The following is a 21556-nucleotide window of genomic DNA, read 5'->3' on the forward strand; positions in this document are numbered from 1 at the left end:
ATCTACATAAGTTTAAGATCATTGTTGTGCTACTAAATTTAAGAATAATCGTTCTTAACCTAGGTGATCACAACATCACATTGATCGTTAGCCGCGCGAATCTAAGCCGTACCACGGAAACAGTGCACAATCGAGTTTATCTAGATTGGTATATGACTAAAAATTGAAACAAAAAAAGCGACCTTAAGGTCGCTTCCAATATATCAAATTCTAAAACTGGCTGTTAGCCAATTATGCTAGTGCTTTCTCAAGTTCTGCACTAACTTCAGCAACTTGCTTAGTACCGTCGAACTTAAGGTACTTAGTGTTACCTGCTTCAGCTTCTTTACCGTAGTAAGAGATAAGCGGAGCTGTTTGATCGTGGTATACACCTAGACGTGCACGAACTGTTTCTTCTTTGTCGTCATCACGAACCACTAGCTCTTCGCCAGTGATGTCATCTTTACCTTCTTCTTTAGGCGGGTTGTACACATTGTGGTATGTACGGCCAGAAGGAAGGTGAGCACGACGACCAGCCATACGCTCAACAATCACATCGTCAGCTACGTCGAATTCAACAACGTAGTCTACTGCGATACCCATTTCTTTTAGGCCATCAGCTTGAGGGATTGTGCGTGGGAAACCGTCTAGTAGGAAACCTTTCTCACAGTCATCTTGAGCGATACGCTCTTTGATTAGACCAAGGATAATTTCATCAGAAACTAGCTGACCAGCGTCGATTACTGATTTTGCTTGCTTACCAAGCTCAGTACCCGCTTTGATAGCAGCACGTAGCATGTCACCAGTTGAAATTTGAGGGATACCAAATTTGTTCATGATGAAGTTAGCTTGAGTACCTTTACCCGCGCCAGGAGCACCTAGAAGAATGATGCGCATGTTTAATCCTCTTATAAAAATTATGATTTATACCGAAGCTCACTATCCCGCCTTTCTGGTTCAATTTAAGTCGAACAAGAGAGATTAGGTAACAACTGAGGCTAAGCACAACTGTAAACAGAAGCAAAACGGTAAGTTTCGGTATAACGTTTAAAAATCATACAACTGGAGATGATAGGTTCATAGTACCAGCTGATTAGGTCGAGCATTCTATCACATTAATATTCAATTTTGCTTAAATTAAGACTAAAGAATGTATCGACAGCGTTTGCGTTCGTCTTGTTAGCAACTTTAGCGACATTTCGATGAAGTTAAGCGACGTTCATAAAAAAAGCCCGCATTAGCGAGCTTTTAATTATAATTATGAGCTTAGCCCAAAGTCGAAAGACTAACGTTTTGTCAGTAGTTCGTTGATTGCACCTAAGAATTGTGACGGATCTTCCATTGAGCCCTTTTCAGCCAGCATAGCTTGACCAAGTAGTAGCTCAACCCAACGGCCAAACGCTTGTTCGTCCGCTTCATCAGCCATCTGTTTCACAAGTGCGTGCTCAGGGTTAATCTCAAAGATGTACTTAACTTCAGGTGCAGCTTGACCCGCAGCTTCAAGAAGCTTAGCCATTTGAGTGCCCATCTCGAAATCATCGGTCACAACAACAGCAGGTGTAGTTGCTAACTTGAATGTCGTGCGAACCTCTTTAACACGATCACCAAGGTAAGCTTGAGTGCGATCAACAACAGACTTGAACTCTTCTTCCGTCTCTTTTTGCTTCTCTTTCTCTTCTTCACCTTCAAACTTGCTTAGATCTAAGCCTGCTTTTGTGATCGACTGGAACTGCTTACCGTCGAAGTCAGTTAGGTAATTCATCACATACTCATCGATACGATCGTACATTAGAACCACTTCAATGCCTTTTGCTTTGAACTGCTCCAAGTGTGGGCTGTTCTTAGCCGCGGCATAGCTGTCTGCCGTTAGGTAATAAATCTTGTCTTGGCCTTCTTTCATACGTTCAACGTAAGAAGCGAGGCTGATGGTTTGCTCAACAGAATCCTCTTCCGTTGATGAGAAACGAAGTAGACCTGCGATTTTTTCTTTGTTCGCCATGTCTTCAGCAGGGCCTTCTTTCAGTACTAGGCCGAACTCTTTCCAAAACTCCAAGTACTTGTCGTTGTCATTCTTCGCCATGCGCTCAAGCATAGTGAGTACACGCTTGGTACATGCGCCACGAAGAGACTGAGTTACCTTATTATCTTGCAGGATTTCACGAGACACGTTCAGTGGTAAATCGTTTGAATCAATCAAGCCGCGAACGAAACGCATGTAAGATGGCATGAACTGCTCTGCATCATCCATGATGAATACGCGCTGTACATAAAGCTTAAGGCCGCTCTTATGGTCACGATTCATCATATCCCAAGGTGCTTTAGCTGGGATGTAAAGTAGGCTTGTGTAGTCGTTCTTACCTTCAACTTTGTTATGGCTCCACGTTAGTGGATCAGCAAAGTCGTGAGATACGTGCTTGTAAAACTCTTGGTACTCTTCTTTCTCGATATCAGACTTGTTACGAGTCCAAAGCGCTTGAGCCTTGTTAATCTGCTCCCAATGCTTCTCTTCGGTGTCTTTACCTTCGTCATCTTTCACCGCTGTGAAGATAGAGACAGGGATACCGATGTGATCAGAATACTTACCAATCACTTCACGCAGACGCCATTCATTTAAGAACTCTTTGCCGTCTTCACGCATATGAAGAATGATGTCTGTACCACGAGATTCTTTCGTGATGTCTTCGATAGTGTAATCACCTTCACCCGCAGAGTGCCATTGCACGGCTTGGTCATTAGCAAGTCCAGCTGCTCGAGTGCGAACAGTCACTGCGTCTGCAACGATAAATGCAGAATAGAAACCAACACCAAATTGGCCAATAAGCTGAGAGTCTTTGCTTTGGTCTTCAGACAGCTTTGAGAAAAAGTCAGCTGTGCCTGACTTAGCAATAGTACCTAAATGCTCAATAACGTTGTCGCGGCTCATACCTATGCCGTTATCAGAGATCGTTAAAGTATTTGCTTCAGCGTTGAACGAAAGTTTCACACCTAAATCAGCATCGCCTTGGTAAAGGTCGCCATTTGATAGCGCTTGAAAACGAAGCTTATCAGCCGCGTCAGATGCGTTAGAGATCAGCTCACGTAGGAAGATTTCTTTATTTGAATACAGTGAGTGAATCATTAGGTGAAGTAGTTGTTTTACTTCAGATTGAAAGCCACGAGTCTCTTTATTTTGCGTTGCCGTTTCGCTCATTTTTACTCCAAAACATCTATACTTTATGTTGAATAATCATAGGGGCGTTGCACATTATGCCTCTCTTATGTTCATTAACATGAGGATGACAAATGTAAATTCAAGGTCAAAAAGCATAAAAACACTGTTTTTTTGATCTGTTTTTATTATCCTTGAGTGTTATAAATATAAAAGAACATAAAAGAAGCCATGATTTGGTGAAGAATTAACAGAACTTCACCTGAGATTTGTCTATTTCGCACCCCAAATCATCCAAAATAGAAGAGTTCAATGAGCAATATCGGCACAAAGTTTATTCTCGCACAGCGGTTCGTATTTGACCCAAATAGCAACTCACTTGTTGATCAGATGAGCGACGGTGAAGTCGTACGTCTTGGCAGCAATGAAAGCCGCATTCTCCTGATGCTGTCAGAAAGACCCAATGAAGTTATCACTCGTAACGAATTACACGAATATGTTTGGCGAGACCAAGGCTTTGAGGTGGACGACTCCAGCTTAACGCAAGCGGTATCGACACTCAGAAAAATGCTAAAAGACTCAACCAAATCTCCAGCATTTGTAAAAACCGTTCCTAAACGTGGTTATCAATTTATCGCGACTGTTGAGCGCTCAGCACCACTGTCATCAAACGATCAGCCAACAACAGCTGAAATTGCAGAAAGTGACGTAGAGCCTATTTTAACATTTGCTAATACCACATTAGCTGATGAGGTCATCACTGAAACTATTGATCCAGAGCCAACTGCAAAGGCTCAAGAAAATCATGTCGAAGTCGAGCCAGTAACCAATCAGGTTAAACCTAAAGATGAAAGTTCGAATAAATGGTTAACGTTTGGAATGTTACTTGTCGCTTTCATTATGCCAATACTCGTTTTAACGTTAAAGAACCCAGCAGAGTCAGAGTTTCGAACATTAGCAGAGGTTAATGGTGTCAAAGTTCAAACCCCAATCAACCATCCAACTCTGACTAGTTGGCTGCCAGCGATAGAGAAATGTGTATTGCGTTACAACACCAGCCACACTGGCATGCTAAAGCCAACTGAGGTGATTGCAACAGGCGGACAAGGTAACAATCTAGCTCTAAACTATATTCACCCTCAAGATTACTCGAGCGAGAATGTAACTCTAAGAATTTACGCAAACCAGTCGGATGTACACGACATTTGTAACGGTGGTCAGTAACATGAAATTAAAATTATCCATTATTTTACTGGTTATCTCTGCTTTCTTGAGCGGCTGGTTATACTGGGGTAGCGATGCAAAGATAGAACGCTTGCTTACGCAACACGAATGGCAATCGAAAATGGTGACTCTGATTAGCGATATCAAGCAAGAGGATTCAATCGGGCCACTGCGTAAGGTTGAGCTATCATCGAATGCGAAGTATTTGCCAAACGGTACGTATCTGAGAATGGCTGTAGTTAAACTGTATGGCACTCAGACTGCACCCGCAAACGTCATCAATATTTCCGAAACCGGTCAGTGGGATATTAACGATAATTACTTACTGATTTCACCAACGGAGTTTAAAGATGTCACTTCTGCTGAGCGACAAGACTTTTCAGAGGAGCAACTCGAGCTGATCACTCAAGTGATTAAAATGGATGCAGAACAAAGCCGACGCATTGATATTATTAATCAGAAAGCACTGCTGCTCACTAGCCTAAATCATGGTTCTACGGTGTTATTCTCAAACTAATACTGTCTCAAACTAAAATCAGATTAAGCTAAAACTCAACAGTGATTTACTGTATATCATTAAACGATATACCAATAGAAAGGGGCATGATGCCCCTTTTTTATTAACTGTTGACATCAAACTACTGTTTTAGAATTTTTAGGGGTATCTATGAATACAGAACCAAGCTCGGTAAGTGCATCAATCACCAAGGCAACCATCGCAATACACTATTGTCGTCAATGCAATTGGATGCTTCGTTCTAGTTGGTTATGCCAAGAGTTACTGCATACTTTCAGTGAAGAGATAGAGCAAGTGAGTTTACACCCTGATACCGGAGGTCGATTTGAGGTTTTTTGTAATGGAATACAGATTTGGGAAAGAAAAGCGGACGACGGTTTTCCTGAGGCTAAAGTTCTGAAGCAAAGAGTACGAAACATCATTGCTCCAGACAGAGACCTCGGCCACGTAGACTCAAAGTGAGCCTTTTCTAACGCCGCCGATTGAGTTTATTTAAAGCTCGCCACTCACGAGAACATCACCTTCAAGGCTAATGACTTTAAAGATATTATTTTCATAGATGCCATAGCTCGCTGCGTGGCCATCTCGTGGGAATGTCACCGAGCTAGGATTAAAGATAAAGATGTCATCTTGGTATTCAGCAACAGGAATATGGGTATGACCATGGGCAATAATATCACCCGCCTTTAGCTCGGGGCGTTTATTGGTGTTGTACAAATGACCATGAGTTAGAAAAATACGTTGGCCTGATTCTAATAGTACCCACGAGTAATCCATCATCATTGGAAAAGACAACAACATCTGATCCACTTCGCTATCGCAGTTACCACGAACAGCAATGATCTCTTGAGAAAACGCATTCAACTTCTCTGCAACCGCCGGCGGATTGTATCCTTCAGGGATCGGGTTTCTTGGACCATGATTCAGAATGTCACCCAATAGCACTAAATATTGCGCACCAGACGCTTGGTAGAGTTCTAATACCCTTTCTGTTGCTGGCAGCGAACCGTGTAGGTCTGAAGCAAAAAATAATTTCACACGTACTTCTCCATAAAATTTATGAGCCTATTGTACGTATCTAACAGCTACACGTCATCTCTCGCCATACCGTTGATCACGATATTATTGTAACTAACCATACCGACTATTTTATGGTCACTGACCACAGGGGCACGACTGATACCAAAACGCTCAAACAAGCGTGCACAGTACTTCACATTCATATCGGCAGACACGCTTAGCGCTGGCTTGGTCATGATCTCATAAACATTGGTTCGCTTCGGAGAACGGTTCTTAGCCAGTACTTTCTTAGCAATATCATTCATCAATACGATGCCGTATTCGTCATCTTCGTGGCGCTTATCGACAATGATGGCTTTCACTTTATGCTTCTTAGCCATCTCTATCGCTTCCAACACAGTGGTTAGCCCATCGATAATCACATACGTATTAGCCATTACATCGCTTACTCGGATTTTTTCACTGCCACTCATAACTCGTCCTCCACAACCTTAGTTAATGTTTCAACTTGGTGCGCGACCCCGACTGCATCTTCGACATCGATCTGCACTGCTATCCCTTGCCCTGACTCTTGGTCAAACTCCCCGACTTCACCGATAGTTTCTAGAATATGCCTAGCTAGGTGCTCCTCGACGACAAACAGCAGCACATCTTTTTGCACCTCTAACGTTAACCCAAAGAAGGTGCGCTTTTGGTTTAGCCCCTGCCCTCTGGCATTGTTAATCACGGTTGCCCCTGTTGCACCCGCATCACGCGCGGCGTCGAGCACGATATCGGTCTTGCTTTCTTCTACAAACGCTAAGATAAGTTTAAAGCGCATCTTTGCTCTCCTTAGATGATTGTGATCGGTTTAGCCATTGCGTTATTTGGGCATACCCCATCACGGATATAATTGGAAATAAGCTCGCGAAAGCAATCAACCCAAAGCCATCAATTACCGGATTTCTTCCTGGCACCGTTGACGCGAGTCCCAACCCAAGTGCCGTCACTAAAGGTACCGTCACCGTTGATGTCGTAACCCCACCAGAATCGTAAGCTAACGGAATAATCAATTTGGGCGCATAAAAGGTCTGAATAACCACAATGACATAGCCAGCAATGATGTAGTAATGAATAGGGTCGCCAGCCACGATGCGATAACTACCTAGCGATATGCCAATCGCTACACCTAACGCCACGGAGATCCTCAGCCCGTTAACACTGATACTGCCACCGGAAACTTGGTTTGCCTTAATAGCAACGGCGATCAAAGAGGGCTCGGCTATCGTGGTACTGAAACCAATACAAAACGCGAAAAGGTAAACCCAGTAATAGTCAAACCAAACTAAGGCAAGGCCTGAACTGACCTTGAACTCAGTCAAAAAACTTGGTTCGGTGAGTTGCATTGCCATAGTCTCCCCTAAAGGAAACAGCGCGAGCTCTAACCCCATCAAAAAGAGCGACAACCCAAGAATGACGTAAAAGAAACCTATCAGCACTTTGCCTAAGTTATTAACTGGCTTGCGCAGCACCGCTAATTGGAAACCGAAGATGATCACCGCAATCGGAATCACATCCATGACAGTACCAAGAAAGGTGTCGATAAATTGCTGAGCACTGATCATGTCACCACCATCCCGTAGACCATGACAAACATCATCGGCAGCAGTGAAGCAAAGGCGATCAATCCAAAGCCATCAATCATCGGATTTCTCCCTTTAATCGCAGAGGCTAAACCCACGCCCAATGCGGTCACTAACGGAACGGTAATGGTCGATGTAGTCACTCCGCCAGAGTCGTACGCAATCCCAATGATGTTTTCAGGGGCAAATGCAGTGAGCACCACAACTCCAATATAACCTCCGATGATCATGTACTGAATTGGCCAACCTTTTAAGATTCGCAGCACCCCAAGTAAGATGGCGATCCCCACCGACAATGCTACGGTGAAACGCAAGCCATCGGCGTACTGTTCCATTTCGTCTAGAGAGTTGGGAATAACACCACCTTCAGCGGCCACTTCTGCTGCTTCGGCGGCCACTGCGGTTAATGCGGGTTCCGCAATGGTGGTACCAAACCCTAAACAGAAAGCGAAGGTCAATAACCAAAACACGCTCCCCTTACGAGCAAAAGCTTGAGCCATCGACTCGCCGATTGGGAACAGACCCATCTCAAGGCCAAAGATAAAAAAAGTCAGTCCAAAAACCACCAGCACTAAGCCAGTTAGAATAGACAACAGATGAGGGAGTGGTTCTTGCAAAACAGCAAGCTGGAAGAAAGCAATCACCGCCACGATCGGCAAGAGATCCCTTAGGCTACCTAACATGGCTCGAAACAAAGCAAGCACTGCTGTCATCGCAACTCCTAGTCATTGAAATTGTGTCTGGTTATTAATTACTAATAATCATGGCAAATCCTTATCATTCCTTATGTGACAAATATTACGCAGTTGGTAACATATCGGAGTAAAATGCATAAGTGTGATAGCGGTATACATCCTAACCTGATTAATTTAATTTCATTCTTTCGTAAATTGATACGGCGTAATTTGGGTATCACACAATTGAAACCAACTGATCGTTATAGTGATTTTTTCGTATTGATTGGCGTTCAAAAACAAGCCATGTCTATAATTATGTTTAATAGGGAGATTGGTATGAAGATATTGTTAACTGGTGGTACGGGATTTATTGGTTCTGAATTGGTCAAAAGTTGGAATACTGACGATGTGACATTGTTGACACGGAGCCCCGAAAAAGCGAAGCAAAACCTAAATCACCTGAACCAGAATAACCTTCATTACATTCAATCTCTTGATGAACTCAGCGATCTCAATGACTTCGATGTCGTGGTCAATCTTGCTGGCGAACCGATCGCTGACAAGCGTTGGAGTACGGAGCAAAAAGAGAGGATCTGTAACAGTCGTTGGCACATTACTGAAAAACTGGTCGAGTTAATTCATGCCAGTAGCAACCCACCGCAGGCTTTCATTAGCGGCTCAGCCGTGGGTTACTATGGCGATCAACAGCAACACCCATTTGATGAATCACTACGAGTAGAAGACGAAAGTTTTCCTCACAAAGTCTGCGCGCACTGGGAAGAGATCGCCAAGAGAGCCCAGTCCGATGAGACGCGTGTGATACTACTAAGAACGGGGATTGTGTTAGGTGAAAATGGTGGTGCTCTAAAGAAGATGCTAATGCCCTACAAACTCGGAGTAGGCGGACCACTTGGTTCAGGCGAACAGTACATGCCTTGGATTCACATGCTTGATATGGTGAGAGCCATCAACCACTTATTGTCAACTCCTCACGCTCAAGGGGAATTTAATATGTGTGCCCCGCACCCTGTCACCAACAAACTGTTCAGCAGTACACTCGCCAAGCAACTACGCCGACCTCATTTCTTATTCACTCCGAAATGGGCAATGTCGCTTCTGATGGGTGAATCTTCTTGTCTGCTCTTTGACAGCATTCGTTCCAAACCAAAGAAACTCACTGAAATGGGATTTATCTTTAGTTACTCAAGAATAGAACCAGCCTTAAAAAACTTGTTACAACATCAAGATTAATTCTTTACCCTAGAGCGATAAAGACTCTAATGAAGGATTAAGCGTGAACAAGTCGATTCTGATCACCGGTTGCTCAACGGGTATTGGCTATACATGTGCGCATGCACTACAAAAGCGTGGTTTCCACGTCATTGCATCGTGTCGTCATCCGCAAGATGTACAGCGTCTGCAAGATGAGGGACTGACCTGCATACAGCTCGACCTTTCTAACCAAGAAAGCATTGAACAAGCTGCACAACTTGCTATTGAGCTAGCGCCTAACGGATTATATGGTTTATTCAATAACGGCGCTTATGGTCAAGCTGGCGCGCTAGAAGACTTACCAACCCAAGGTCTCAAAGAGCAATTCGAAACCAACTTCTTTGGCTGGCATCATCTTGTTTGTCAGATACTTCCGCACATGCGCGAACGCGGCGAAGGTCGAATCGTACAAAACAGTTCCGTATTAGGCTTTGCGGCCATGAAATATCGTGGCGCTTACAACGCTTCAAAGTTCGCTCTAGAAGGCTGGACAGATACGTTACGTTTAGAACTGCATGGTAGTGGTATTCATATCTCGTTATTGCAGCCAGGTCCAATAGAAACCCAATTTAGAAATAATGCCCTGAAAGCTTTCAATAAATGGATCACCATTGCTGGCAGCGCTCATCAAGAAGCTTATCAACAACAAAAAGACCGACTCGAAAAAGAATCATCGAACAACGCTTTTGTTCTTCCGCCTGAAAGTTGTATTGAACCGGTTTATCACGCACTCACCGCCGATAAACCCAAACTCAGATACCGAGTGACGACCCCAACTAAAGTCTTCGCGGTATTGAAAAGAATGCTACCAAGTCGCTTGCTAGACCCTATTTTGAGAAAAGCTGCATAAATTACTAACTTTGCATCAACAGTCGCAAACTTTAATGTAACGATGTAATTTTTCCGTAACAATAAGATGTCATGATTGTCCTATCTCATCAATTATTCCCAATTGATGAACCTAATCTGGATATTTCATGACTTTAAACCGCCTTAATTGGGTCGGTGTGACTCTGGCGATTACGTTGTTTATTCTGTTTTGAGTATCTTACGCTATGCCTCACTGACCACCTCAATGATAACGCTATGCCTTCCCTGTTGAGATAACCACTCTATCAACATAGAAGCATAGCGTTTTTCTATTTTGGCTCTTTTTATTTGAGATAACCAAGTTAGATCTTGAAGTTACCAGCATCTCCCCCCATATTTGCAACGTACCCACAAAACACACCTCAAGGAACGTAAATGCAATCTCCGCATATTGTTGAACTTAATGAGCAGAACTTTCGTCAAGTATTAGAAACCTCAATGCAGACGCCTGTACTCATCCACTTTTGGGCACCAATGAGCCAAGAAAGTGCTCAGGTGATCCCTGAACTGCAAACATTAACTCAGCAATACAACGGCGCTTTTACTTTAGCTCTGTTGAATTGTGAACAAGAGCAGGCAATTGCTAGCCAATTTGGCGTACAAGCACTCCCTACTATTGCACTGTTTGTTAACGGTCAGCCTGTTGATGGTTTGGGTGGCCCACAAAGCATACAAGCGATTGTTGAAATGTTAGGAAAACACCTTCCTAGCCAAGACGAGCTCGCACTGCGTCAGGCTCTCGAGCAAATGCAAGCAGGCGAGCACGCACAAGCGCTCGCAGCAATGCAACAATTGCCAATAGAGCTGACGAGCAAAGGCGAGGTAAAACTGGCAATCGCAGAATGTTTACTAGAAACGCAACAGTTTGATCTAGCTGAAACTCAGCTAGCCACCATTCCTCTAGAGTACCAAGATAATTACTATAAAGGCTTAGTCGCAAAGCTTGAGCTTCACAAGCAAGCAGCAGACAGCCCTGAAATACAAGCATTAGAAACCGCTCTTCAGCAAGACCCATATGACGCTAAGACAGCATCTGAATTAGCATTGCAATATCACCAAGTGAATCGCAACGAAGAAGCGATGGAACTGTTGTGGTCTTTCCTTGCAAAAGATCTAAATGTTTGCAATGGCGATATGAAAAAAGAGTTCATGGATATCTTAAGTGCGCTTGGACAAGGTAACCCAGTTGCCAGTAAGTACCGCCGACAGCTGTACTCTCTGCTCTACTAACTAAACCCTAAAAGTACTAAAGATAAGCATCGTATATCTCATCGAAAATTGACAATTCAATCAATTAGTTTATCGAATAATAGAATGTAAAATGGGCCATAAAATCAATATTTTATGGCCCATTTCTCATTTATAAATTTGCTCAGAATTTAAATATGAGCCAGTATCAATACTGAACTATCAAAAACTTAAACTTGCAAAGGATTTTGTATGGCTATTGATACATTGATTACTATCGGCGTCTTTACTGCCGTCGCAATATTGTTTATTTTCGCCGGAGTAAAAACGGTTCCGCAAGGCAATAACTGGACCGTAGAACGCTTCGGCCGTTATACACAAACCCTCCAACCAGGTCTGAACCTGATCATTCCATTTATCGATAAAATCGGACAACGCATCAGTATGATGGAACGTGTTCTCGACATCCCGGCACAAGAAGTCATCTCCAAAGATAATGCAAATGTGGTTATTGATGCGGTGTGTTTCGTTCAAGTGATCGACGCGCCTAAAGCGGCTTATGAGGTGAATGATCTTGAGCACGCGATTCGTAATTTAACTCTCACCAATATCCGTACTGTACTGGGCTCGATGGAACTGGATGAAATGCTCAGCCAGCGAGACATGATTAACACCAAATTATTGAATATCGTTGATGAAGCGACAAACCCTTGGGGTGTCAAAGTTACACGTATCGAAATCAAAGACGTACAGCCACCAGCAGACCTTACCGCTGCGATGAATGCTCAGATGAAAGCCGAGCGTAACAAACGTGCAGATATCCTAGAGGCAGAGGGTGTACGACAAGCTGAGATATTGAAAGCAGAAGGTCACAAGCAATCAGAAATCTTAAAAGCAGAAGGCCAAAAGCAAGCCGCGATACTTCAAGCTGAAGCTCGTGAACGGGCTGCCGAAGCTGAGGCTAAAGCGACAGAAATGGTATCAACAGCGATTGCTCAAGGTGACATGCAAGCAGTCAATTACTTTATTGCACAAGGTTACACCGACGCACTGAAGTCTATTGGCCAAGCAGAAAACGGTAAGATCATCATGCTACCGCTCGAAGCGACTGGACTAATGGGTTCTGTTGCGGGTATTGCAGAGATGTTTGCACATAAGAATGACAAGGGTAGTAAGGACTAACTTATGGTCGAATTGCTCGAACAAGTAAACTACTGGCATTGGTTAGCGTTTGGCCTAGCATTGTTAGCGCTTGAGCTAATTGGAACCGCTGGTTACTTTTTATGGATAGGCATATCTGCCATGCTAGTCGGGGCCCTATTAGGCGCACTACCAATCGGTTGGCAGATGCAATGGCTATCCTTTGCGAGCTTCTCGCTTATCACCACTTGGCTGTGGTGGAGAAGACAGCTGTCTAGTGACAAGCAATCTGACTCTACTCGAGACCTTAATCAGCGAGAGAAGCAACTGATTGGAAGAAAGACTCGCCTCTTAGAGCCGGTACAAAAAGGTAACTGCAGGATAAAGCTAGGGGATAGCTCATGGTCTGCGATGAGTACACATGATATTGATGCGGGAGAGGAAGTCGTGATTACTGCTGTCGATGGCATTGTTCTCACTATAAGCCCTACTAAACAATAATCAAGAAAACCCTCCGTCAAAGCCATAAGTAACCAACTTATGGCTTTTTCTCTACAAGTGAATCAATAATTGGGCAATGGCTATTTGAGTCACCAGGGCATTGTTCAACCCACTCTTTCAATGTCTTCTGAATGATCAGTAAGTCTTCAATTTTTTTATTCACTTCTTCCAATTTACTTAACGCTTTTGCTTTAACATCGGCACTTTCGCGACATGGGTTGTCGGCTAATTCAACAAGCGCACGACACTCATCAAGCGAAAAACCAGCGCTTCTCGCTTTCGCTACGATTCCGAGCTCTTTAATCTGCTTCTCACCATAAGACCGATAACCATTTTCAGAACGCAACGGTGCAGATATCACCCCTTTGTCTTCATACAAACGAATAGACTTAGGTGATAACTGCGTGAGGCTTGCAACTTCGCTTATGTTCATAATATTACTCAAGTAAATATCGCATAAAAACTATTTAGAAACCTAAGACTATTATTCAAACATCTAGGAATGCTAACTACCGAAACAAAAACATTGAAGCAATATAATGTTCGAAAATAAAGTCTGCTGTTTATGGCTATTTTACATCAAATGATGAGAGTAGCTTAGATTTTCCAACAAACCCAAACACCAACTATCAACAAGTTACTGTTTGAAATAGCAAAATAGGCATTCATTATTTTTCATAGGAAATTTTTTGATTTTTTTGATTTTTGAGAAATACCTCACATACTAATGAATATCTCTTGTTTGAAGAGATTTTTAGTGAGGTGTCATTATGAAATGTTATCTAGCGTTAATTTTTAGCTTAGTTTTAAGCTTCTCTGTATCCGCCCAAAATGTAGGAAGCACTGCATCTGGACCGATCATAAAATGTGACTTAGGAAGTAGTGTTGTAGAATATATGCCTATCGTTATATGCAAGCATAGTAATGGTAAGGTTCTACACTAACAAAAAAGGAGCCTAGGCTCCTTTCCTTTAAAACTCGATTAATTGTTTGATTATCGTTTTACGTTCTTCTTTGGAAGCTTTGTTAAACCAATATTCGAACATTTCAATCTCTTTGACATTATCACCTAAAGAATCAACAACACCATTTCGATTTGCTACAGACCAGTTAATAACGGAGTCTCTTTGTTCTGTTGGAATTTGTTCAAACCAATATTTTGACATCTCTTGAGCTTGGCTTACCGGCTCTTGCTGAAGCGCGGGAACTGCAACTACAGGTGCGGCTGCGGCTACAGGTGCTGCCATAACAGATTTAGCTGTTGCGTTTTTATCACCCGTATTTACGATTGCTTCGATGTAGCCAGCAGGAATAGAAAACGAAATGCTGTTCGCATTTGAAACCTGGACATCAAAAATTAGATCTTTAAAAGGTGCTTCGTTGAAGATTTCATTAGATACAGGAAATTTCACATACTGTGTTTGAGTACATATATCGCTGCATGTTTCAGCTGAAGCCGCATAAGGTTTTAATGGCACTTTACCTTCAGAACCTTGAACTAAGACAGAGCGATACTCGTTGTAATTTTTAAAGTACTGAAGCTCCATCGTTATGTATGAATCAGGTACCGTTACAGTACTGTTTGGGGTAACGTAATTTAGCTCTAAAGACGAGTTAACTAGCTGACCTTGTCTAACTTCAAGCACATCAGGAGACAGCGACTCACCAACGACAATTTGGTAATTTTGCTTACTCTCTATTCTTTTAACAGAATCTGTAAAATCACTATTAGAATCTAATGTTGTACATCCAATTAAGAATAAAGGAATCGATGCTAAAACTATTTTTTTCATATTAACTACCTCGAGGGTTTCCCCATAATATTATTCGATGCCTTTTCTTTCTTAGGCTGGACCAGAAATGAATATGCGCCGACTAATTAGTCAGCGCATCTCTTTACTTAAAGCATGGTTTCAATTAGAAGCCGTACTCTAAACCAATACGTGTAACGAACGTATCTGTGTTAGCAATAGAACCTTTATCGTCAGCTTTGATATCACGCTGTGCAATACGGATGTAAGGAACAAAGCCGTTATGAACGTACATTAGCTGACCTGAGATTACGCTATCTTCATCAGCGTTTTTAACACCATCAGTTTCAGACTCTAGGTTAGCTGCGTAACCTAGTTTGAAGCCCCAAGGGCCGTTCCAGTACTGACCGATTACAGAGTATGAAGCCTGTTCAGACTTAGCGCCGCCTTGAACATCTGACTCACCCGCTTTGTAGGCTGCAGAAATACCGAAACCTGCTGGAAGTGACGCTTCAAAACCGATTAGATAACCAAATGTATCAGCCATTTCAGCAGAAGTTGCAGCAACTGCAGGAGTTGCACCGCCAAAGTTTACGCCATCACAACCCGTAGCAACTAAACATGTACCAGCAGCAGTTCCAGCTGTTGCAGCTGTTAGTTGACGATCTGATTCTGATTCAACAGCAGCGTGGAAAGTAACCGTATCAGCTAAACGGTAGTGAGCAGCCGCGCCGTAGAAGTAGTTATCTTTAACACTTGAGTCACCACGACCTGTTGCTAGGTTGAATGTAAAACCATTCAAGTCAGCAGAATCGTATCGAGCCATATCACCATGACGGTCACGGTTGTATTTAACATCGCCGCCCCAGTCCCATACTGCGCCCAAACCTGGGTTAGCATAAGGCCAGTCAATTACTTCATACATTGGCGTCAGCATACGACCAAAACGTACTTTACCCCAGTCACCTTGCAGGCCTAAGAACGTATCACGATTACCTAGTGTCGCACCGTCACCGTTTTCACCAACGTAACCAGATTCAATTTGCATGAATACGTTCACGTTCTCGAACATGTCTTTACTTGCACGGAAACCAATTCGAGATTCATTCTCGTAATCGTATCCCGTACCTGTATCAGTTTTTACGCCGTTTTTAGTTTTTTCTGAATCGTAGTTAACAACAGAGATTGCTGCTACACCGTAAGCCTGAACGTTAAAATCTGAGATAACACCAACTTGAGAAGATTCAGATGCGAATGCACCACTTGAAATCATCGCAACTGCAGCACCAAGTAAAGTACGTTTGAAAATTTTGTTTTCCATGGAATAAAACTCCTAAAAATGGATATAGCTGTTTGAATATTTCCCGCCTAAAGTTGGCCGCCGTAGAGAGAAATACCTTTTCTTGTTTGAGAACCCTGAAACACCGAATTCTCGATTTCCTTTCTGGTTATACACAATGTGCATCCATGCCAATAAGACTAACTTCACCCCAAAAAAGATCAATGAGAACTTAATTTTCATCTAAAAAAATATGAGTTGGTGCAAATTTATCATGTACTTAGTGATCCAGATCTACTAATTGAAAAAACCGAGGGGCAAAAGAGTAAAAACATTAAAAAACAAAAACTTACTAACACAGCAGCCTCTTAAAAATTGATATCACTCGCATTTAGCAAACAACTATAACAACATTTCATTAATGTTGAGCGTCATCACTGTCCTGATTTCATAGTTCGTATAGGAACAAATTTCTCAACAATTAAAAAGTGATTACTTTTATATCAGAAACGAAAAAGGCACTCCCTTGAAAGGAGTGCCTTTGAGCTTTTTTTATCTGTATTTACTTACGAAATAAGGGCTATTAGATCTTCTTCTGTTCTTATTTCGATACCTAAATCTTGTGCTTTAGTCAGTTTAGAACCAGCGGCTTCACCAGCAAATAAGATATCCGTTTTCTTAGACACGCTACCGGTTACTTTTGCACCTAAAGCTTGCAAAGCAGCTTTCGCTTCGCTGCGACCTAATTTAGAAAGTGAGCCAGTCAACACAACTACTTTGCCTTCTAACGGTAGCTCTTGATCATCCGCAACAGCTTCAATTGCAGGCCAGTTAACTCCAAGCTCGATAAGTTGGTCGACTACTGCTCTGTTTTTCTCTTGTGAGAAGAAGCTCGTGAGGTGACTTGCTACGATGTCACCAATATCTGACACTTCAACCAACTGCTCATGAGTTGCAGCTTGAACCAACTCTAGCGTTTTAAAGTGCTGAGCTAAGTTCATAGCCGTCGCTTCACCGACTTCTCGAATTCCTAAAGAATAAAGGAAGCGTGCCAATGTCGTGTCTTTCGCTTTGTTAAGCGCACTCACTACATTCTGTGCCGATTTAGGTCCCATACGATCAAGAACCGTAATCACGCCCGCGCTCAACTTAAACAGGTCCGCTGGCGTTTCGACCATTTCGCGATCCACAAGCTGTTCTATCACCTTTACGCCAAGGCCATCGACATCCAGCGCCTTTCTAGACACAAAGTGCTTAAGTGCCTCTTTACGCTGCGCCTGACACACTAAACCGCCAGTACAACGCGCTACAGCTTCGCCCTCTACGCGCTCCACTGCAGAATTACATACAGGGCAGGCGTCCGGGAACACAATGTCTTTAGCCGTCTCAGGACGACGATCTTGTACAACAGCTACAATTTGTGGAATGACGTCACCAGCACGGCGGATAATCACGCTATCTCCGACCTTCACACCTAAACGAGCGATCTCATCAGCATTGTGCAGCGTTGCATTACTCACCGTCACGCCGCCAACAAAAATAGGTTCAAGCTTAGCAACCGGCGTAATAGCGCCTGTACGACCGACCTGAAACTCAACATCATTGAGCAGAGTAATTTCTTCTTGAGCTGGGAACTTATAAGCAATAGCCCAGCGAGGTGCGCGTGCAACAAAACCTAGAGTTTCTTGTGCGGCAATGTCATCAACCTTAATCACCACCCCATCAATTTCATAAGCCAAGGTGTCACGACGAGTCATGATATCTTGGTAATAGGCTTTTACATCTTCAAGAGAACTTAGCTGCTTTGTCTCTGGGCACATAGGCAAGCCCCAAGCTTTCAGCTGCAGGAATCGTTGATAGTGGCTATTTGAAAGCTCAGCGCCTTGTACAACACCGACACTGTATGCGTAGAAAGCCAAGGGGCGTTTTGCTGTAATACGAGAATCAAGCTGACGTAAGCTACCTGCGGCGGCATTACGTGGATTCACAAAGACCTTCTCGCCCTTCTTCAATGCCATCTCATTCAATTTGTCGAAGCCCGCTTTTGGCATAAACACTTCGCCACGTACTTCAATACGTTCCGGCCAACCTTCACCTTGTAACTTAAGCGGAATCGAGCTGATCGTACGCACGTTTTCGGTAATATTTTCGCCAGTCGCACCATCACCACGCGTCGCTGCCTGTACTAAGGTGCCTTTTACATAGAGTAGGCTCACCGCTAAACCATCAAGCTTAGGTTCACAACAGAAGGTCTTTAGGTTCGCAGTTGGCGCTCGATCAGACATGCGCTTATTGAACGCATCTAAATCGTCATCAGAGAAAGCATTATCTAAAGAAAGCATCGGGATCTCATGGGTCACTTGAGTGAAGCCGTCTAGAGGCTGACCGCCGACACGCTGACTCGGCGAATCTACCGTCACAAGTTCTGGGTTCTCTTCTTCGAGCTTTAGCAGTTGTTGCATCAATCGATCGTACTCGACATCAGGGATCTCAGGGCTATCTTCTACGTAATAACGAACGGCATGATAGTGCAGAGTTTCTCTTAACTGCTCTAAGGTAACTTGAATCGATTCTTTCATATCATTCTCTGTCGTGATTGAAATATCAAAAAGGGCTCCCTTAGGAGCCCTTTTCTATAAATATAGATTATTTACAAGGCTAAACAATACGGCTAGGCGTTAGCTGCCGTCATAAAGTCTCGGATTTGCTTACGGTAATCAGACAAACGGTTTGGCGTCATTAAGTTACGTGACTCATCCAATACGTTTCCGCCCATATCGTCGGCAATTTTCTGTGCAGCACTCAGCATCACATTGAAGTTTTGATCAGCTTGACCATAACAAGGCAGCGTCATAAAGAACGAAATACCTTTTGTGGTAAAGTCAGCAGGATCGTCATGTTCTAGTGTTCCTGGCTGCATCATATTTGCTACGCTGAAAATAACTTTTGGCTCATCGCTCGCTTGTGCAAAGCAGTGATAAATCGACATTTCACCATAAGCTAGGCCGTTGTTCTCCATGCTACGGAAAAGTTCAGTACCCACAAATGGGATCTCCCCAGCACAGTGAACATTAAGAACAATGACTTCAAGGCCAAGATCTTCATCTGAATGAGCTTTTTCATCTAACTTACTTTCGTCAGCTAAATTAACTTCGTTACCCAACTGAGCTTCCCCAGCTAAGTTAGCATCTTTATCTAACTTAGTTTCTTCAACCGAAGTAACACTTTGTGCAGCAACCACTTCTTTCCCAATAAATGGTTCGCTTGGCGTTAAGCCTTCGCTAGAAAGTAGTGGATCAGCGACCGCATCAGAGGCTTCTTCAAACGAACCGTACTGCTCTTTAAAGCCTGCGTGATTTTGTTTTTGCTCGTCAGTCAATTCAAAGTTCGGAACTTCAGGTTCAACAACCTTCTCTTCCTCAACCTGTTCAAGCTCACCTTTAACTTCGATCGGGTCTTCAACACTGAAAGAAGGAAGATCATTCAATTCTATTTCGTCTTCGTGAGCTTCTTTTTGCTGTGGCGCTGACAATGGATCTGAGTCAATCAGCGGATCAGTTGCAGACGGTGAGACAGCAAAATCCGGTTCTTTACGCTCTTTTCGGATTATCTCAAAATCATCCTCAGGAGCGAATGAACGGTTTGGGATCGTTTCAGCTTCATCTAAGCTGTCATTATCAAGCTTACCAAGCGGCTTATCTCCAAACTTTGCTTTCCCTTCTTTCTTACTCGTCCATAGACCATGGAACAATAATGCGGCGATAGCTAATGCGCCAACAATAATGAGTACAAATCGCAATTCCTGCATTTTTCGCTCTCAGCTTTCTTAGTCAACTAGCTATAAAAACGCTGTCACTAAGTTAGGTTAATTTGGCTAATCTCACTACTCTATCAAAAGTAGCCACTGTTTTAGAACCACTTAATACAATTAGTTCATTACTTGGTGTGATTTTCACCACGCTTTTTTTCTTAATTTCGGTCGAGTACACTAGAGATGTTTGCTATTTAACCAAATTCACATGTGACCCAATTTAAATATGACTATTGAATCTGTTCCTCGCTCTGGCTTTGGCTATTTTATTTTCGGAATAAAAATTGCCTTATCGCCGAGTATCCGTAAGTTTGTACTGCTTCCTCTTATCGCTAACGTGTTACTTGTGGGCGGTGCTTTATTTTATATTTTCTCCAACTTAAACACTTGGATTGCAGGCTGGATTGGTGCATTGCCAAGTTTCTTGTCGTGGTTGTCATATATCCTATGGCCACTACTTGTGTTAACCGTTTTGGCCACGTTTTCGTATTTCTTCAGTACACTCGCTAACTTTATTGCCGCACCTTTCAACGGATTACTCGCGGAAAAAGTCGAAGAACTGCTGAGTGGTAAAAAAGTCAATGATGATGGTTTACTGGATGTACTTAAAGACACCCCTCGTATTTTAGCAAGAGAATGGCGCAAGCTTGTCTATATCCTGCCAAAAGCGATCGGTTTGTTCCTACTTTTGTTAATTCCAGCGCTAGGACAAACTGTTGCACCGTTTTTATGGTTCATTTTCACTGCATGGATGTTAGCTATTCAGTACGCTGACTACCCGTTCGACAACCATAAAATCAAGTTCGATGACATGAGAAATAATTTGAAACAAAAGCAAGGTAAGAGCTACAGCTTCGGCGCACTTGTTTCCGTGTTTACTACCATTCCAGTTTTAAACCTGATTGTGATGCCAGTTGCCGTCTGCGGCGCTACTGCAATGTGGGTTGCAGAGTTTAAAGACCAAGCCCTACGCTCTCGTCTATAGCTATCGCCTATAGTTCTACAGCCTGCTCTAACAACGCCTATCTTTTTGAAGTTCTGATTTCAATAAAGATAGGCGTGAATCCTGCGACATCTCTATATGATATAACTTTTTAATCCTTTTACCTTTTTTTCAACTTGTTTAATCTAAATTCAAGCTAAACAAACATCGAAAGACACTAGACGGTAAATTGGTAGATATACTACGTTTAGTTCTGTCATTAAATGAAGGAATATCGCATGAGCAAGATCTACGAAGACAACACCCTAACGATTGGTAACACACCTTTAGTCCGCCTAAACAAAGTAAGCAAAGGTAACGTCCTAGCTAAGATCGAAGCTCGTAACCCAAGCTTCAGCGTTAAGTGTCGTATCGGTTCAAACATGATCTGGGAAGCAGAAAAAGCAGGTACGCTTAAGCCAGGTATCGAGCTTGTTGAGCCTACCAGTGGTAATACAGGTGTTGCTCTTGCATTCGTAGCTGCAGCGCGCGGTTACAAGCTAACACTAACAATGCCTGAATCAATGAGCCTAGAACGTCGTAAGCTGCTTAAAGCTCTTGGCGCAAACCTAGTG

General features: G+C 42.9%; 22 protein-coding genes. 10 read left to right on the forward strand and 12 right to left on the reverse strand.

The features are described 5' to 3' along the window. Nucleotides 1-231: 231 nt before the first annotated feature. Nucleotides 232-876, reverse strand: a complete 645-nt coding sequence (adk, locus tag MED222_RS09535) for an adenylate kinase (RefSeq protein ID WP_009847341.1) — start codon at nucleotides 874-876, stop codon at nucleotides 232-234. A gap of 388 nt (nucleotides 877-1264) precedes the next feature. Beyond that, nucleotides 1265-3169 carry a molecular chaperone HtpG gene (gene htpG, locus MED222_RS09530; RefSeq protein ID WP_009847342.1) on the reverse strand — a complete coding sequence of 635 codons (1905 nt, stop codon included), beginning with the start codon at nucleotides 3167-3169 and terminating at the stop codon, nucleotides 1265-1267. Nucleotides 3170-3439: 270 nt separating this feature from the next. Between htpG and MED222_RS09525 the strand changes: the two genes are divergently transcribed. From MED222_RS09525 to MED222_RS21545, 3 genes are all read left to right on the forward strand, one after another. Continuing rightward, complete coding sequence (locus MED222_RS09525; protein ID WP_009847343.1) at nucleotides 3440-4351, forward strand: transcriptional regulator; 912 nt, start codon at nucleotides 3440-3442, stop codon at nucleotides 4349-4351. 1 nt (nucleotide 4352) lies between these two features. After that, nucleotides 4353-4868, forward strand: a complete 516-nt coding sequence (locus MED222_RS09520; protein ID WP_009847344.1) for a regulatory protein ToxS — start codon at nucleotides 4353-4355, stop codon at nucleotides 4866-4868. 150 nt (nucleotides 4869-5018) lie between these two features. After that, the gene (locus MED222_RS21545; protein WP_017096855.1) at nucleotides 5019-5330 is read left to right on the forward strand and encodes a SelT/SelW/SelH family protein; all 312 of its coding nucleotides are present in this window, start codon (nucleotides 5019-5021) and stop codon (nucleotides 5328-5330) included. A gap of 30 nt (nucleotides 5331-5360) precedes the next feature. On the opposite strand, the gene yfcE is transcribed toward MED222_RS21545, so the two are convergent. From yfcE to MED222_RS09495, 5 genes are read right to left on the reverse strand one after another with little or no spacing between them, the layout of a single operon-like run. Next, a complete protein-coding gene (gene yfcE / locus MED222_RS09515; RefSeq protein ID WP_009847346.1) occupies nucleotides 5361-5906 on the reverse strand; it encodes a phosphodiesterase in 546 nt (181 codons plus the stop codon). A gap of 47 nt (nucleotides 5907-5953) precedes the next feature. Continuing rightward, on the reverse strand, nucleotides 5954-6361 hold the full coding sequence (locus MED222_RS09510) for a CBS domain-containing protein (protein ID WP_009847347.1): 408 nt from the start codon (nucleotides 6359-6361) through the stop codon (nucleotides 5954-5956). Then, a complete protein-coding gene (locus MED222_RS09505) occupies nucleotides 6358-6708 on the reverse strand; it encodes a P-II family nitrogen regulator (protein ID WP_009847348.1) in 351 nt (116 codons plus the stop codon). The genes MED222_RS09510 and MED222_RS09505 overlap by 4 nt, the downstream gene beginning before the upstream one ends. Beyond that, nucleotides 6698-7492, reverse strand: a complete 795-nt coding sequence (locus tag MED222_RS09500) for a DUF1538 domain-containing protein (RefSeq protein ID WP_009847349.1) — start codon at nucleotides 7490-7492, stop codon at nucleotides 6698-6700. Before MED222_RS09500 ends, MED222_RS09505 begins: the two co-directional genes overlap by 11 nt. Next, nucleotides 7489-8223: a DUF1538 domain-containing protein gene (locus MED222_RS09495; protein ID WP_009847350.1), complete on the reverse strand. Its 735-nt coding sequence runs from the start codon at nucleotides 8221-8223 to the stop codon at nucleotides 7489-7491. The genes MED222_RS09500 and MED222_RS09495 overlap by 4 nt, the downstream gene beginning before the upstream one ends. A gap of 300 nt (nucleotides 8224-8523) precedes the next feature. On the opposite strand from MED222_RS09495, the gene MED222_RS09490 reads away from it, so the two are divergent. The 5 genes from MED222_RS09490 (at nucleotide 8524) to MED222_RS09470 (ending at nucleotide 13158) form a co-directional block, all read left to right on the forward strand. Next, nucleotides 8524-9438 carry a TIGR01777 family oxidoreductase gene (locus MED222_RS09490; protein WP_009847351.1) on the forward strand — a complete coding sequence of 305 codons (915 nt, stop codon included), beginning with the start codon at nucleotides 8524-8526 and terminating at the stop codon, nucleotides 9436-9438. A 43-nt stretch (nucleotides 9439-9481) separates the two neighbouring features. Continuing rightward, nucleotides 9482-10309, forward strand: a complete 828-nt coding sequence (locus MED222_RS09485; RefSeq protein ID WP_009847352.1) for an SDR family oxidoreductase — start codon at nucleotides 9482-9484, stop codon at nucleotides 10307-10309. A gap of 395 nt (nucleotides 10310-10704) precedes the next feature. Continuing rightward, on the forward strand, nucleotides 10705-11559 hold the full coding sequence (locus MED222_RS09480) for a co-chaperone YbbN (RefSeq protein ID WP_009847353.1): 855 nt from the start codon (nucleotides 10705-10707) through the stop codon (nucleotides 11557-11559). Nucleotides 11560-11769: 210 nt separating this feature from the next. Then, nucleotides 11770-12699, forward strand: a complete 930-nt coding sequence (locus MED222_RS09475) for an SPFH domain-containing protein (protein WP_009847354.1) — start codon at nucleotides 11770-11772, stop codon at nucleotides 12697-12699. A gap of 3 nt (nucleotides 12700-12702) precedes the next feature. Beyond that, on the forward strand, nucleotides 12703-13158 hold the full coding sequence (locus MED222_RS09470; protein WP_009847355.1) for an NfeD family protein: 456 nt from the start codon (nucleotides 12703-12705) through the stop codon (nucleotides 13156-13158). 37 nt (nucleotides 13159-13195) lie between these two features. Here the strand turns inward: MED222_RS09470 and cueR are convergent, their stop codons facing one another. The 5 genes from cueR to zipA form a co-directional block, all read right to left on the reverse strand. After that, nucleotides 13196-13591, reverse strand: coding sequence for a Cu(I)-responsive transcriptional regulator (gene cueR / locus MED222_RS09465; protein WP_009847356.1), 396 nt, complete (start codon nucleotides 13589-13591; stop codon nucleotides 13196-13198). A gap of 538 nt (nucleotides 13592-14129) precedes the next feature. Next, nucleotides 14130-14951: a hypothetical protein gene (locus MED222_RS09460; protein ID WP_009847357.1), complete on the reverse strand. Its 822-nt coding sequence runs from the start codon at nucleotides 14949-14951 to the stop codon at nucleotides 14130-14132. 124 nt (nucleotides 14952-15075) lie between these two features. Next, complete coding sequence (locus tag MED222_RS09455) at nucleotides 15076-16230, reverse strand: porin (RefSeq protein WP_009847358.1); 1155 nt, start codon at nucleotides 16228-16230, stop codon at nucleotides 15076-15078. Between the two features lie 524 nt (nucleotides 16231-16754). Then, nucleotides 16755-18767 (reverse strand): NAD-dependent DNA ligase LigA, encoded by a 2013-nt coding sequence (gene ligA, locus MED222_RS09450; RefSeq protein WP_009847359.1) that lies wholly within the window; start codon nucleotides 18765-18767, stop codon nucleotides 16755-16757. Nucleotides 18768-18859: 92 nt separating this feature from the next. Beyond that, a complete protein-coding gene (gene zipA / locus MED222_RS09445) occupies nucleotides 18860-19996 on the reverse strand; it encodes a cell division protein ZipA (protein ID WP_009847360.1) in 1137 nt (378 codons plus the stop codon). Between the two features lie 229 nt (nucleotides 19997-20225). On the opposite strand from zipA, the gene cysZ reads away from it, so the two are divergent. Together cysZ and MED222_RS09435 are read left to right on the forward strand one after the other, a co-directional pair. Next, nucleotides 20226-20984 (forward strand): sulfate transporter CysZ, encoded by a 759-nt coding sequence (gene cysZ, locus MED222_RS09440; protein ID WP_009847361.1) that lies wholly within the window; start codon nucleotides 20226-20228, stop codon nucleotides 20982-20984. 236 nt (nucleotides 20985-21220) lie between these two features. Next, nucleotides 21221-21556, forward strand: a 336-nt coding sequence (locus tag MED222_RS09435) for a pyridoxal-phosphate dependent enzyme (protein ID WP_009847362.1), incomplete at its 3' end; no start/stop codon positions are given.

This window comes from Vibrio sp. MED222 (assembly GCF_000153005.1).
GTDB classification, from domain to species: Bacteria; Pseudomonadota; Gammaproteobacteria; order Enterobacterales; family Vibrionaceae; genus Vibrio; species Vibrio tasmaniensis_A.